Origin of the sequence: Parafrankia sp. EUN1f, assembly GCF_000177675.1 — a bacterium.
In the GTDB taxonomy this organism is placed as follows: Bacteria; Actinomycetota; Actinomycetes; order Frankiales; family Frankiaceae; genus Parafrankia.
Map to the genome: position 1 here is coordinate 18,691 of NZ_ADGX01000029.1, position 13,404 is coordinate 32,094.

At 74.4% G+C, this 13,404-nt stretch carries 11 protein-coding genes; 7 read left to right on the top strand and 4 right to left on the bottom strand.

Features of this window, described 5'->3' with window-relative positions:
* Positions 1-32: 32 nt before the first annotated feature.
* Genes FREUN1FDRAFT_RS11255 through FREUN1FDRAFT_RS11270 form a run of 4 tightly spaced genes read right to left on the bottom strand, consistent with a single transcriptional unit; the run spans position 33 to position 4,571 of the window.
* Positions 33-1,001 carry a glycosyltransferase gene (locus tag FREUN1FDRAFT_RS11255; RefSeq protein ID WP_006540155.1) on the bottom strand — a complete coding sequence of 323 codons (969 nt, stop codon included), beginning with the start codon at positions 999-1,001 and terminating at the stop codon, positions 33-35.
* The gene (gene rfaE2 / locus FREUN1FDRAFT_RS11260; RefSeq protein ID WP_006540156.1) at positions 998-2,554 is read right to left on the bottom strand and encodes a D-glycero-beta-D-manno-heptose 1-phosphate adenylyltransferase; all 1,557 of its coding nucleotides are present in this window, start codon (positions 2,552-2,554) and stop codon (positions 998-1,000) included. Before rfaE2 (FREUN1FDRAFT_RS11260) ends, FREUN1FDRAFT_RS11255 begins: the two co-directional genes overlap by 4 nt.
* Positions 2,551-3,483, bottom strand: a complete 933-nt coding sequence (locus FREUN1FDRAFT_RS11265; protein WP_006540157.1) for a glycosyltransferase family 2 protein — start codon at positions 3,481-3,483, stop codon at positions 2,551-2,553. Before FREUN1FDRAFT_RS11265 ends, rfaE2 (FREUN1FDRAFT_RS11260) begins: the two co-directional genes overlap by 4 nt.
* Positions 3,480-4,571: a glycosyltransferase family 9 protein gene (locus tag FREUN1FDRAFT_RS11270; RefSeq protein ID WP_006540158.1), complete on the bottom strand. Its 1,092-nt coding sequence runs from the start codon at positions 4,569-4,571 to the stop codon at positions 3,480-3,482. The genes FREUN1FDRAFT_RS11265 and FREUN1FDRAFT_RS11270 overlap by 4 nt, the downstream gene beginning before the upstream one ends.
* A 134-nt stretch (positions 4,572-4,705) precedes the next feature.
* On the opposite strand from FREUN1FDRAFT_RS11270, the gene FREUN1FDRAFT_RS11275 reads away from it, so the two are divergent.
* From FREUN1FDRAFT_RS11275 to FREUN1FDRAFT_RS11305, 7 genes are read left to right on the top strand one after another with little or no spacing between them, the layout of a single operon-like run.
* Complete coding sequence (locus FREUN1FDRAFT_RS11275; protein ID WP_006540159.1) at positions 4,706-6,046, top strand: glycosyltransferase; 1,341 nt, start codon at positions 4,706-4,708, stop codon at positions 6,044-6,046.
* Positions 5,997-7,238: a glycosyltransferase family 9 protein gene (locus FREUN1FDRAFT_RS11280; RefSeq protein ID WP_006540160.1), complete on the top strand. Its 1,242-nt coding sequence runs from the start codon at positions 5,997-5,999 to the stop codon at positions 7,236-7,238. Before FREUN1FDRAFT_RS11275 ends, FREUN1FDRAFT_RS11280 begins: the two co-directional genes overlap by 50 nt.
* Before the next feature lie 51 nt (positions 7,239-7,289).
* Positions 7,290-7,988, top strand: a complete 699-nt coding sequence (locus FREUN1FDRAFT_RS11285) for an HAD-IIIA family hydrolase (protein WP_006540161.1) — start codon at positions 7,290-7,292, stop codon at positions 7,986-7,988.
* Positions 7,985-9,034, top strand: coding sequence for a glycosyltransferase family 9 protein (locus tag FREUN1FDRAFT_RS11290; protein ID WP_006540162.1), 1,050 nt, complete (start codon positions 7,985-7,987; stop codon positions 9,032-9,034). Before FREUN1FDRAFT_RS11285 ends, FREUN1FDRAFT_RS11290 begins: the two co-directional genes overlap by 4 nt.
* A complete protein-coding gene (locus tag FREUN1FDRAFT_RS11295) occupies positions 9,031-10,284 on the top strand; it encodes a glycosyltransferase (RefSeq protein WP_006540163.1) in 1,254 nt (417 codons plus the stop codon). Before FREUN1FDRAFT_RS11290 ends, FREUN1FDRAFT_RS11295 begins: the two co-directional genes overlap by 4 nt.
* Positions 10,281-12,563 carry a D-glycero-beta-D-manno-heptose 1-phosphate adenylyltransferase gene (rfaE2, locus tag FREUN1FDRAFT_RS41350; protein ID WP_083828659.1) on the top strand — a complete coding sequence of 761 codons (2,283 nt, stop codon included), beginning with the start codon at positions 10,281-10,283 and terminating at the stop codon, positions 12,561-12,563. Before FREUN1FDRAFT_RS11295 ends, rfaE2 (FREUN1FDRAFT_RS41350) begins: the two co-directional genes overlap by 4 nt.
* Complete coding sequence (locus tag FREUN1FDRAFT_RS11305; RefSeq protein WP_006540165.1) at positions 12,550-13,359, top strand: SDR family oxidoreductase; 810 nt, start codon at positions 12,550-12,552, stop codon at positions 13,357-13,359. The genes rfaE2 (FREUN1FDRAFT_RS41350) and FREUN1FDRAFT_RS11305 overlap by 14 nt, the downstream gene beginning before the upstream one ends.
* The last annotated feature ends 45 nt before the right edge of the window (positions 13,360-13,404 follow it).

The following is a 13,404-nucleotide window of genomic DNA, read 5'->3' on the forward strand; positions in this document are numbered from 1 at the left end:
CGCGTGCTTCGAGTCGCTCTGGCGCTTTTCGCTCAGCTGGTCACGACGTCGCTGAACAGCTCGTCCCAGTCCCCGAGGAAGCGCCCCAGCCCGTAGCGGGTGAGCACGGCCTCGCGCGCGCGGCGGCCGTGGTCCGCCGCGAGTTCCGGGTCCTCGATGTATGCCCGGGCAGCGTCGACGAGTGCCGTGGGGTCGGTGGAGAGCACCCCGGCACCGGGCGGGACTGCCGCTGTCGCCTCGGTGGTGGCCAGCGCAACCACCGGCATCGCCAGGTGCATCGCCTCCAGCAGGGACAGTCCCAGTGAGGTCCAGCGGGGCAGGTGCGCGTAGACCCGCCGGCGGGCCATCCGGGCATGCAGCTCGGCCTGTGGGGGATCGTCGAGCACGGTGAGCCGGTCGGGCGGCAGGCCGGTGGCCTCCGGCAGCCCGCGCACGCCCAGGCCGAACACGTCGATGGGCGCGGTGGCGGCGAAGGCCGGGAGCAGGTCCGTGCCGGTGATCCTTCCCCGCCGGACGGGCTCGTTGACGGCCATGGCAATCCGGGGCAGCTCGCCGGTGTAGCGCGGCCCGGGATCGACGATCCCGTGTTCGATGACGCGGGTCGGGGTGGTTCCGTTGTCCCAGAACAGGCGGTTGAAGTGGGTCACGTGCACCAGGACGACGTCGTCGCGGTCGGCGACCGGGTGTCGGGTCAGCGGGACGTCGCCGCGGGGGGTGTTGTGCTCGACGTACACGGCCGGGATGTCCCGCCCGACCCGTCGGCGCAGCCAGCGGGAGGCGAGTTCGATCTCGTGCGGGCGTTGCAGGAGCACGGCGTCGACGGGTCTGTCGGCGAGTTCGGCGGGCGGCACCTCCGTGACCGAGAGCGGCCAGGGATACGTCCGGGCCCTGCCCAGGCCGTCCGGGCCGCGTTCCGGTGTCACCGGCACCAGGTAGTCGTGCTTGCCCTGGACGAACGAGGTCGTCCAGGAGCCGTGCACGTGCCAGAGCAGGATCCTCATCGCCGCCTCCGGGCGAGGGCGGGGACCCGACCGCCGCGGATCCGGTCGAGAAGCCCGCTGGTGGAGTGGTCGGGTACGTAGTCGACGAAGCGCACCTGCCCGCCCTGGGCGCGGACGAGTGCGGCCTCCGGCAGCATCGCCTCCGTGTAGTCGCCTCCTTTGACGTACACGTCCGGCCGCAGCGCGGTGATCAGGTCGGTCGCGGTGTCCTCGTCGAAGACGACGAGGTGATCGACGTCGGTGAGGGCGGTGAGTACGGCCAGCCGGTCCTCCAGGGCGTTCACCGGGCGTTCGGGGCCCTTGAGCCGGCGCACGCCGGCGTCGCTGTTGACTCCCACGATCAGGATGTCCCCGAACGCCCGGGCGGCGGCTAGGTAGGCGATGTGGCCGCGGTGCAGGACGTCGAAGCACCCGTTGGTGAGGACGACCCGGTTTCCTCGGCCGCGCTCGGCGCGTACCTGCTCGGTGAGCGCGGGCAGGTCGATCGCTCCCGGGGGCCTCGGGCCCAGGCAGGCGCGGAGATCGGCGGCGCTGCACACGCTCGTACCGGGCCTGCGGACGACGACGCTCGCGGCGGCGGCGGCGAGGGTGACAGCGGGTGCCAGTGCCGCCCCGCCGCCCACCGCGGTCGCGAGCGTGGCGGCGAGGGTGTCGCCGGCGCCGGCTGTGTGGCCGTCCGGGGCGGGATCGGCAGGCAGGTGCAGTGGGGGATGCGCGCCGTCGAGCACGACGAGCCCGTCGCGGTCGAGGGTGACGATGACGACACGGGCTCCGGTCGCGGCGAGGATCGCCTCCGCGTGGGCGGCCACGGCGCGTGGCCGGTCAGCCAGGAACGGGCCGGCCGCGTCGGGGGGCAGCAGGCTGGATGTCTCCGCCGCGTTCGGTGTCACGATGTCCGGCCGGGCGGGGGCCCAGCGGCGGGGTTCGTGGGCGTCCACGACCAGCGGCCGACCCGCGTTCCGGGCGGCTGAGCCCAGCCGCCGCACCAGGTCCGGGGAGAACAGGCCGGTGCCGTAGTCGCAGGCGAGTACGGCGGCGGAGGAGTCGACGAGGCTGAGGGCTCCCGCCGCGGCGTCGAACAGCCGGCTCCTGATCCCGGCGCCGGCCGCGGGGCCGGACGGTGCCTCGTCACCGCTGTCGACGCGGAGGTGAAGATGCTCGCCGGAGCAGATCCGCTGCTTGTGCACGGTTCGCCGGCCGTGGTCGTCGAGGACCGCGGCGGTGTCCACGCCGGCGTCGTGCAGCAGCTCCCGTAGCCGGGCGCCGTCGGGATCGTCGCCCACGGTGGCGACCAGCCGCACACGGGCACCGAGCCCGGCCGCCGCGGCCGCCGCGTTGCCGGCACCGCCCGGTGCCTCGGACCTCCCGGCGACCGCGACCACCGGCACCGGCCCCTCACGGGAAAGGCCGCGGGGCGGGCCCCAGACCCAGCTGTCGAGCATGATGTCGCCGACCACCAGGAGGTCGAGGGCGTCGAGGGCGTCGAGGGCGTCGAGCGCGTCCCGTCTGGCGAGCGGATCCCGCGCCGCGGGCAAGGCCGACACGGCGTTCATAAGCCCTCCCCTCCGGATCGACGACTGTGCCGGGCCTTGAGACCGGCGTCGTCGGCCTCGATGATCTCCGCGTAGGCGTCCACCCGCCGATCCGTCAGCGTGGTGGGCAGTTCCAGATGGACGGTGCCAGGAGGCAGGATCCCCACCCCACCCGACCGTTCGAGGACACGGAGCGCCGCCACGACGTCCTCGCCGCGGTGCCCCGGGGGCAGGCGCGTCCAGAAGCCGAAGCCGCCGGCCTCCTGGAGCCGGACGCGGTCGTAGAGGACGCAGCCGGCGATCCAGGCGACCCGGTACGCGGTCCACTCCCGCCGCCGGGCGGCGGTGCCGGCTACCTGGGTGAGATGAGTGAGATGGGTGAGGTTTGCCGCGTTGTGCAGGCGCCAGCGCTGCCAGGACGGCATCCCCTTGCGTACCCGCTCCGGGCCCGGTGGACCGGCGACCGGTTCGAATGCGGCCCACTCGGCGGGCCGCACGTCGTCGAGGAAGCTGAGTCCCTGCGGCGCGGCTCCCACGAAGCCGCAGCGCAGCGTGCCGAGAGCCGCCAGCATCCGGGAGAGGGTGCGGGGCTCGCACAGAATGTCGTCATCGAGGAAGAGCACCCGGGTCGCCCGCGCCCGGGACAGCAGGAAGTCCCGCTGCTCGGCCATGCCACGCCACGGCCGCCCGCGGTGCAGTTCCACCTCGCTGCCGCGCAGCCGCAGGACGCGCATCACCGCGCGGCACGCCGGGCGGTCCACGGACGGCTCGTCCGGCGCCGGGGTCTGGTCGGACACGACCACCCGGAAACCGCGCACTGTCTGTGCCGCCAGACCGCCCAGAGTGACCGCCAGGGCGTCCGGCCGGCCGCAGGTAGGCACCAGGACGTCGAGATCGCGGGCGGCGTCGGCCTCCCGGGTGCTTTCGCCTTCGTGCGCCCCGGCGTTCATGCGGCGCTCCGGGCGCGCAGTGCCAGAGCCGCGTCCGCGACCCGCGCCGCTGTGATGTCAAGGCACTCGTGGTGGCCCAGCGGGCAGTCGAACGCCCGGCAGGGCGCGCAGGGGGTGGGGCGGCGCAGCACGCGGGAGCGCGTGGACCGTGGGCGGTACTCGGACTCCCGCTCCGTCCCGGCGAACAGTGCGAGCAGGGGCGCGCCGACCGCGTCGGCGAGATGCATTCCGCCGGAGTTGTTGGTGACCGCGATCTCGGCGCGGCGCAGGAGCGCGGCGACCGTCGCCAGGTCCAGCGCCCCGGCCAGATCGACACCGGCGGGGCCGGCCCCGGCACAGACCTGTCGCACCAGGTCGCGCTCCCGGCTGGTGCCGGCGACGAGGACGCGAAGGCCTGCGGATGCGAGGTGTCCGGCCAGCTCCGCGAACCGGTGCGGCGGCCAGCGCCGTGCCGCGCAGGACGCGCCAGGCAGCAGCACGGCGTAGGGGTGCGGCCCGGAGATGGCCTGGGCGTCCTGCTCGGCCTGCCGGGGGATCTTCACTCGCAGTGCGCGTTCGGGCACTGGCACGCCGAGTCGGGTCAGCAGCTCCGCGGCCCGGTCGACCTGGTGCGCCTCGTCGGGAAGGTCGTCGATCCAGTGCGTAAGCAGCGCTCCGCCGAACTCGCGGGACGCCCCCGCCCGGACCGGGATCCCCGCCAGCGCGCAGGTGTAGGCGGCCGGCCACGGTGACTGCGAGAACGAGGTGAACACCACCGCCGCCTGGTAGGACCTCGCCGTGAGCCGGGCGACGAGGCGGTGCAGGGATTCGGGCGTCGCCGAGCCTCCGGACGCGTCCTGCCAGGGCACCGCTTCGACGAGGCAGGCGTCGAGCCCGTCCAGCAGCGGTGCGGCGGCCGCCCCCGAAGGGGACGCGAGCAGCTCCAGCCGCGCACGGGGTGCCGCCGACCGCAGCGCACGCAACGTGGGCCCGATCATCAGGACGTCGCCGAGATTGTCAGGCCGCAGGACCAGGATTCGCGCCAGCCCGGCCCAGTGGATCGGCGCGCCCCGCAGGGCAGCCGGGTGGGTGGGCGGTTGAGGACGCATCGTGAGCGGGCTGCCCGGGCGGTCGCGTCCCAAACCGGTGTGCCGGTACCTCGGTGATTGGCACGCCGCCGGCTCGCTCAGCGTGCCAGGCCGCTCCCGGCGGGCCGCTTGAACGGCTCGGACGAGGGCACACGGTGCCCGTGACCCGAGCCGCGCCCGCCTCGCAGCGGACGGACCGGCCGAGGATCGCGCTCGTCTGCGGCAACCTGGAACCGGCGCGGGACGGCGTGGCCGACTACACGCTGCACCTGCGCGAGGCTCTCGGACAGCGGGCGGATGTCTGGCTGGCCACGGCTGGCCCGGCGGCCGGTGCCGCCGAACTGCCCGCCGGCTCGCGGCTCATCGAGGTGGCGGGCGGATGGAACGCGCGAGGCGTCGCGGCGCTGGCGGGCGCGCTGCGCCGGGCCGCACCGGACGTCGTCCATGTCCAGTTCGCGCCGTCCGCGTTCGGCTACTCGCCGGCTGTAGGACTGCTTCCCCTCCTGCTCCCCACGGGTACGCGGCTCGTCACGACCCTGCACGAGTACGACTGGTGGAGCTGGCCGGCGCACGTACCGGACCGGCTGTGGCGGCTGGTCGAGCGGCGTCGCTGGTGGGACCGCGAGACCCTCGCCCTGGCGCCGCGAAGCAGCCGCGTCATCGTCACGAACGGCGCGCATGCGAGCGCGGTCCGGAGCAGGCTGGGAATCAGCCCGCGATCTGTTCCGGTGGGCGCGAATGTCGTTCCGGATCCGGGCGCGGACCGCCGGGCTGTGCGGCAGGCGGCGCGGTCGCGGCTCGGGCTGCTACCCGACGCGCCCTTGCTGGCCTTCTTCGGCTTCGCGCATCCCGTGAAGGGCCTGCGCTATCTCATCGAGGCGCTCGCGATGCTGGTTCCCGAGCATCCCGGGGTCCGCCTTGTGATCGTGGGCGGATTCGCCTCCCTGGCGCTGAGTGAGCCCGAGGCCGACGCCTTCCGGCGTGAGCTCGCGGGTCGGGCCCGCGAGGCGGGTGTCGCTGACCGGGTGCTGATGACCGGTCATTTGCCGTCCGCGGAAGCGTCCCGGGTGCTGGCCGCGGCGGACATCGCCGTGCTCCCCTTCACCGCGGGCGTGACGGCGAAAAGTGGCGCGCTGGCCGCGGTCGCGGCGCACGGCCTGCCGGTCGTGGTGACCGCGGCGGACCCACCGGACCCGGCGCTGGTCGAGGCCCGGACCGCGGTCGTGGTGCCCCGGGTCCGCGATGCCGAGGCGCTGGCCGCGGGCATCCGACGGCTGCTGAGTGACGCGGACCTCGACGCCCGGGTCCGGGCCGGCCTGGCGACACTGCTCGCCGACCGCGGCTGGGCGCGGATAGCGGACGCACATCTGAAGCTCTACCGGGAATGCCACGACGAAGGCGCGGGACGGCGACGGTCAGCGCGGGCCCACGGCATGTGGCCCGCCGGTGGCGCGCCTGGCGGCGGCGGTCACGACCGCCCTGATCAACGTGGCTGAGCGGCCGCCGATCCGCGGGCCGCGGCCAGCGCTCCCCGCGCCTGGCACCGCCCGCGACATCCTGGTCATCGAGCTGCTCGGCGGCTTCGGTGACCTGCTGCTGGCGCTGCCGGCCCTGGAGGCCCTCCTGGCGGCGCATCCGCGCGCCCGGATGCGGGTCGTGACCTTCCTGCCGGGAGCCGACCTGCTGGCAGCCGATGACCGGCTGGACCGCGTGGTCGGAGTGACCGATCACAGCGGCGGCGGCGTGCGGGCCGCCGTGCGGGCCGAGATCACCCGGCGCTACCCCGATCTCGCAGTCACGACCACCCGGCACAGCGGCATCCCGCGCCTGCTGTCCGATCTCGGCGTCGCCGCCGTTGACGATCTGTGGCGCGGGCCGCCGCCGGACGAGGCGGTCGACGCACGCTTCGTCCGGTTGCTCGCCGCCGACGGTGTGATCGACGCGGCCTCCGCCGAACTCGCCCGCGCGCGGTCAGGGCGTCTGCGGCTCACCGCCGCCGAACGGCTGCGGGGCAGGGCATCACTCGCCGAGGCGCTCGCCCGGCCCGGGACGCTCCGCGGCACCGGACCTCGTCACCTGGGCGCATCGGGATGGTCGGCCGGCCCGCCCGAGGAGGGATGGACCACCGGTGGGCACCCACCGGTGGTCCTGATTCCAGGAGCGGGTATGGCGATCAAGCAGTGGCCCGCCGACCGCTGGCGGCAGCTGGCCGGCCGGCTGCTCGCCGCCGGCTGGCCGGTAGCACGGCTGCCGTCGCCGGAACCCCCGTCGGCGGAGCCCGCGGTGCCACGGGGGGAGTCGCGGGCCGAGCCCTGGCCTCCGGTGGCGGTGCTGCCAACCAGGGGCCTGCGGGAGGCGGCCGGGATGTTCGCGGCGCTCGCGGAACGCGGCGGCCTGGTGGTGGGCGGCGACACCGGGCCGTGCCGTCTCGCCGCCGTGATGGGCGCGAGAACCGTGGGTCTGTACGGTCCGACACTGGCGACCAGATACGGGCTTCACCGCGGCTGGACGGTCGACCTGCAGGGCCTGCCGGGCTGTTCCGTGCGCCGGCCGACCGCGATCACCGCCCAGGAATGCTGGTGGTCCGGGCGCTGCCCCCTGGACGCGCGCGAGCCGGCCTGCCTCGCCAACATCACGGTTCAGGACGTCGTGGATTCTGTCCATGACCTGCGTCGGTCTTCACAGTAGGGTCACTCTTCGTAGTAGGACTGCTTCTCGGAGTGGAACAGTTTTCCCTGGATGAGGTCGGGCACCACGGGGTGCGTGACTCCCGACACGACGGAAACACCCCGGCCGGGTCGAAGAGCCGCCGTTCCGGCCCGGCCGGAGGCCGTCCTCTTCGACCGGGACGGGACGCTCTGCCGAGACGTCCCCTACAACGGCGATCCTCGACGGGTCGTCCTCATGCCCGCCGCCGCGGCCGCGCTGCGACAGCTGCGACGGGACGGCATTCCCACGGCCGTCGTGTCGAACCAGAGCGGTATAGGGCGCGGCCTGCTGACCTGGAAGGCCGTCCACGCGGTCAACGCCCGGCTCGCGGCGATGCTCGGCGGCCCCGTCGCCTTCCATGTGTGTCCGCACGTCCCGGCGGACGAGTGTGACTGCCGCAAACCCGCCCCCGGCCTGCTGCTGACGGCCTGCCGCACCCTCGGAGTGCGGCCACAGCGGATGGTCATGATCGGCGACATCGGCGCGGACATGGCGGCCGCGGCGGCCGTGGGCGCCCGCGGCGTACTCGTGCCGACCCCGGCCACCAGGCCGGAGGAGATCGCCGCCGCGCCCGAGGTCGCGCCCGACCTGCTGGCCGCGCTCGCCCACGTGTTCTCGGCGTCTCCTGCGGATCCCGACCTGCACCGAGCAGCCTCGCCCGCAGCGCAGATGATCTCCTCGATCGCGTCGACCGGACGTCGAGCGGCCGCTCCCCTCGGTCTGGCATGAGTACGCGGGTGGTGGTCGCGCGGCTCGACAGCGACGGTGACGTCCTGCTGTCCGGGCCTGCCGTGCGCGCGGTGCGGGCTGGTGCCGGGCACGTGACCATGCTCGTCGGGCCGCGCGGCCGCGCGGCGGCGGGTCTGCTGCCCGGCGTCGACGACATCATCGTGTGGCACTGCCCCTGGATCGACGCCGAGCCGCGAGCGGTCGAACCGGCCGACATCGCCGGCCTGGTGCGACGCCTGAGCGCCGGCGCGTTCGACGAGGCACTGATCCTCACGTCGTTCCATCAGAGCCCGCTGCCCCTCGCGCTGCTGCTGCGCCTGGCCGGGATCCGGCGAGTCGCGGCGGCGAGCGAGGACTACCCGGGCTCCCTGCTCGACGTCCGCCATCGGCTGCCGGACAGCGGCCTGCACGAAGTCGAGCGTGCGCTCTCGACCGCGGCCGCGGCGGGATACCGGCTGCCCGCGGGGGATGACGGGCTCCCCCGCATCCGCGGGCCGATCCCAGGCACCCGGCGGCTGACCGGCTCCCAGCCCTACATCGTGCTGCATCCCGGGACGTCGGTGTCCGCCCGGCGGTGGCAGCCCGGCCGCTTCGCCGCTCTCGCCGCGGCGCTGGCCGGGAACGGCCATCGGGTGGTCGTCACCGGAGCTGCCGACGAGACCGCTCTGACGGCGTATGTCGCCGGTGCTGTCGGACGCGACCTGGGTGGGGCGACCGACCTGGTGACCCTCGCCGGGGTGCTGGCGGGCGCCCGTGCCGCCGTCGTCGGCAACACCGGGCCGGCGCACCTGGCCGCGGCCGTGGGGACGCCGGTCGTCTCGCTGTTCGCGCCCACGGTGCCGGCCGAACGCTGGGCGCCCTACACCGACCGCAGGGTCGTCCTCGGAGATCTCGACATCGACTGCGCCGGGTGCAGAGCGAGGCTGTGCCCGGTGCCCGGCCACCCCTGCCTGTCGACCGTCACGGTCGGCGACGTGCTCACGGCGGTCGAGGCGATGACCCGTGGTACCGCCCGAGAGAACCGGCCCCTGGAGGCGACAGCATGAAGATCTGCATGGTCTCCGAACACGCCAGCCCCCTCGCGCTCCTGGGTGGGGTCGACGCCGGCGGCCAGAACGTCCACGTCGCGGCCCTGTCCAGCGCCCTGGCGCGGCGCGGGGCGCAGGTAGTCGTACACACCCGGCGCGACTCGCCCGGGCCGCCGCGACGGGTCCCGCTGACGGACGGCGTCGAGGTCGACCATGTTCCGGCGGGGCCGACTCGTCCCGTTCCCAAGGACGACCTCCCGCCCTACATGCGCGGCTTCGCCGCGGATCTGCGCGACCAGTGGGCACGGGAGCGCCCCGACGTCGTGCACGCGCACTTCTGGATGTCGGGGAAGGCGGCGCTGGCGGCCGCCGAGCCCCTGGGAATCCCGGTGGTGTTCACCAGCCACGCGCTGGGCGTGGTCAAGCGCCGCCACCAGGGCTCCAAGGACACTTCGCCACCTGACCGGGTGCAGACGGAGGCAAGCCTCGTCAGAGAGGTGGACGCGATCGTCGCCACCTGCACCGACGAGCTGTTCGAGCTGGTCCGTCTCGGCGCACCCGGCAGCCGTGTCAGCGTCGTGCCGTCCGGGGTGGACCTGGCCGCGTTCACGCCGGACGGGCCCGTCGCGCCGCGCGCTCCCGGCCGGCTTCGGGTCCTGTTCGTCGGCCGTCTCGTCGAGCGCAAGGGCATCGGGAACCTGATCGAGGCGGTCGCGGCGCTGCCGGGGACCGAGCTGCTGATCGCCGGCGGCTCGGACCGCTCCGAGCTGGACCAGGACCCCGAGGCCGCCCGACTGCGCCGGCTGGCCCGGATTTCCGGCGCCGGCGACCGGGTGACGCTGCTGGGCCGGGTGGGGCGGGCCGAGCTGCCGGCGCTCTACCGGTCGGCCGACGTGGTCGCCTGCGTCCCGTGGTACGAGCCCTTCGGGATCGTCCCGGTCGAGGCGATGGCCTGCGGGGTGCCGGTGGTGGCCAGTGCCGTGGGCGGTCTCATCGACACCGTCGTCGACGGCGGGACCGGGCTGCATGTGCCGCCCCGATGCCCGGAACGGATCGTGGAGGCACTCTCCGAACTCGCCGCGGACCCGGCCGAGCGAGCGCGGCTGGGAGCCGCCGGAGCACAACGGGCCCGGGCTCTGTTCTCCTGGGAACGCGTCGGTGCCCTGACGATGAACGTCTACCGCAGGCTGAGAGACGCGAGCGGTCAAGGTGTGAAGCGGACCGGGACCCGGACCGGTGCATGTCGACCCGTCGGGACGCGGCCATGACCTGGGGTCCCCTCGACAGCGACCGCTCCCGCCGCGACCGTCTCGACGACGCTGATCGCCACGTCCGGGAGCTGGCTGCGACGCTGCCCACGCTCGACATCACCTGCCTGGAGCGGTGGGGCGGCCGGCTGGCCGGCCTGCTGCCCGCCGGTGGACGTCTTCTGGCGGCCGGCAACGGCGGTTCGGCGGCCCAGGCACAACACCTGACCGCCGAACTCGTCGGCCGCTTCCAGGACGAGCGACCGGCGATGTCGGCCATCGCCCTGCACGCTGACACCTCCTCGCTCACCGCGATCGGCAACGACTACGGCTACGACGAGGTCTTCGCCCGCCAGGTGCGCGCCCACGGCCGGCCCGGCGACGTGCTGATGCTGCTGTCGACCTCCGGACGCAGCGCCAACCTGCTGCGGGCCGCCACGACCGCCGACGAGATGGGACTCACCGTCTGGGCCCTGCTGGGCCCGCCGGGCAGCCCTCTGGCCGGACTGTGCCACGAGACTGTCAGCGTCGGCGAGACTGCCGGCGTCGGCGGGACCGGCGACGCCGGCAGGGCCGGGTCGCGCCCGTCTCCCTCCATCCCCACCTCCACGGTGCAGGAGATGCATCTGGTGGCCGTGCACGTGCTGTGCGCGGCGTTCGACGGCGCACTGAGCGCGGTGCGGGGCGCCGACCAGGCCGTGGCGGAGGATGTCCGTACCGTCGGCGGAGCCGACTTTCCGGCCTGTGCTGGGGAGCGTCCCGCGGACCAGCGGACAGCTCGTGCCCGGCCACCGGGCCGGGCACGACGGACAGACCGCGATCCGCCGACAGCACCGGACAGCGGCAGGCCCGGCGGTCGGGCCGCGCGGCGAGGAGGTCACCGACCCATCGTGGTGGTGGGCGACACCCTGCTCGACCGCGACATCAGCGGCCACGCCGCCCGGCTCGCCCCCGATGCGCCGGTGCCCGTCCTCGACGGCCTCGACGTGACCGAACGTCCCGGCGGCGCCGGCCTCGCCGCGATCCTGCTGGCCGGCGACGGCGCGCCCGTCACGCTGATCACCGCACTGGCCCGGGACGACGCGGGGCATCGGCTGGCGGCGATGCTCACCGAGGCGGGTGTGGAACTCGTCGACCTCGGCCTCACCGGAGACACCCCGAGCAAGATCCGGATCCGGGCCGGCGGGCGTTCCCTGGTCCGGTTGGACGAGGGCGGGGAAGGCCAGGTGGAGGGCGTCGTTCCCGCCGCGGTGCGCACCGCGCTCGACCAGGCCGCCGCGGTGCTTGTCTCGGACTACGGCCGCGGAGTGGCCGCCACGCCGCCGCTGCGTTCCGCGCTCGCGCGACGCGGCGGAACCCCGCTGGTGTGGGACCCACATCCGCGCGGTGCCGCGCCCCTGGCCGGCGCCACCCTGGCGACACCGAACGCGGCGGAGGCCGCGGGCGCGACGCCCGGCATCGAGGGCGCGTCGCTGTCCGCCGTCTGCGCACGGGGACGGACACTGGCGGCACGCTGGGACGTCGGTGCTGTGGCGATCACTCTTGCCGAACGCGGCGCCATGCTGGTGACTGCGGGAAGCACACCCCCTCTTCTCGCTCCGGCCCTTCCGGTCAGCGGCGGCGACGCCTGCGGTGCCGGGGACCGGTTCGCCGCGAGCGCGGTCCTGGGGTTCGCCGCCGGGCGGCTTCCGTCCGAGACGGTGACGGCCGCGACCCGCCACGCCGGCGAGTTCGTCGCCGCCGGGGGCTCCGCATCCGTCCATCCGCACGGCGCTGTACCGGCGAACCTCCGGCAGGCATCCCCTCGGGCGCCAGACGGCGATCCGCCACAGACACGGAAATGCGACGGCCACGCCGTGGCGGCCGCGGTACGGGCGCGGGGCGGCACCGTCGTCGCGACGGGCGGCTGCTTCGACCTTCTGCACGCCGGTCACGTCGAGGTCCTGCGTGCCGCCCGTTCGCTGGGTGACTGCCTGGTGGTGTGCCTGAACAGTGACGACTCCATACGCAGGCTGAAGGGCCCGGACCGCCCGATCGTCGGGGCGGCGGACCGTGCGGCAGTGCTGCGGGGGCTCGACAGCGTGGACGCCGTGATGGTCTTCGACGAGGACACACCCGCGCGGCTGCTCGCGGACCTGCGCCCGGACATCTTCGCCAAGGGCGGTGACTACGCGGTGACGGACCTTCCGGAAGCCGGGATCGTCGCGTCCTGGGGTGGCCAGGCGGTCGTCCTGCCATACCTGGCCGGCCGTTCCACCTCGACCCTCATCAGAGAGGCGGTGCGTCGTGGCAGCAGCTGACGGTGACCTCAAGGTATCGGAGACACCGGGAGCGGCCGGGACACGGGCGAGCTCGAGCCCTGCAGGGCCGGGCACGGTCCTGATCACGGGCGGGGCGTCCGGGCTCGGCGCGGCTACGGTCGCCGCGGTCCGCGCGGCCGGCGGACGCCCCATAATCCTGGATCGGATCCCGGCACCGGGCGTTCCGGAGACCGATCGCGAAATCGTCGACCTCGCCGCCACCCGGGACGCCGAAGCGGCGGTGCGCACCCTCGTCGACCGCGCCGGAGGACAGCTTCACGGTGTCTTCACCGCCGCGGGCACCGATACGCCCGCACCGCTTGACGAGCTGGACGGAGCGGCCTGGGAGCACATCGTGGCGGTGAACCTGCTGGGCACCGCCGCAGTGGTGCGCGCGGCACTCCCCTACCTGCGCCGCGGCCGCGACGGACGGACCGGTGAGGAAAGGACGGGTGACGGTCGCACCGGCCGGATCGTGACCTGCGCATCCACCCTGGGCCTGCGGGTCGCCGGAGACGCCTCTGCCTACTGTGCCTCGAAATTCGGCGTGGTCGGCTTCACCCGGGCCCTCGCCGAGGAGCTCAAGGGCCAGGTCGGCGTCACCCTCCTGGTACCGGGAGGCATGTCGACCGCCTTCTTCGACGACCGCGACGAGCAGTACAAGCCCGGGCCCGACGCGAAGCTGAACCGTCCCGAGGACGTGGCCGCCACGGTCGTGTTCGCGCTCGGCCAGCCGCCAGGATGCGAGCTCCGAGAGATCGTCATCACCTCCTCGTGGGAGACGTCCTACCCGTGAGCCGAAGTCGTGCGGCGGGCACCAGGCGTGCGGCGGGCACCCGGC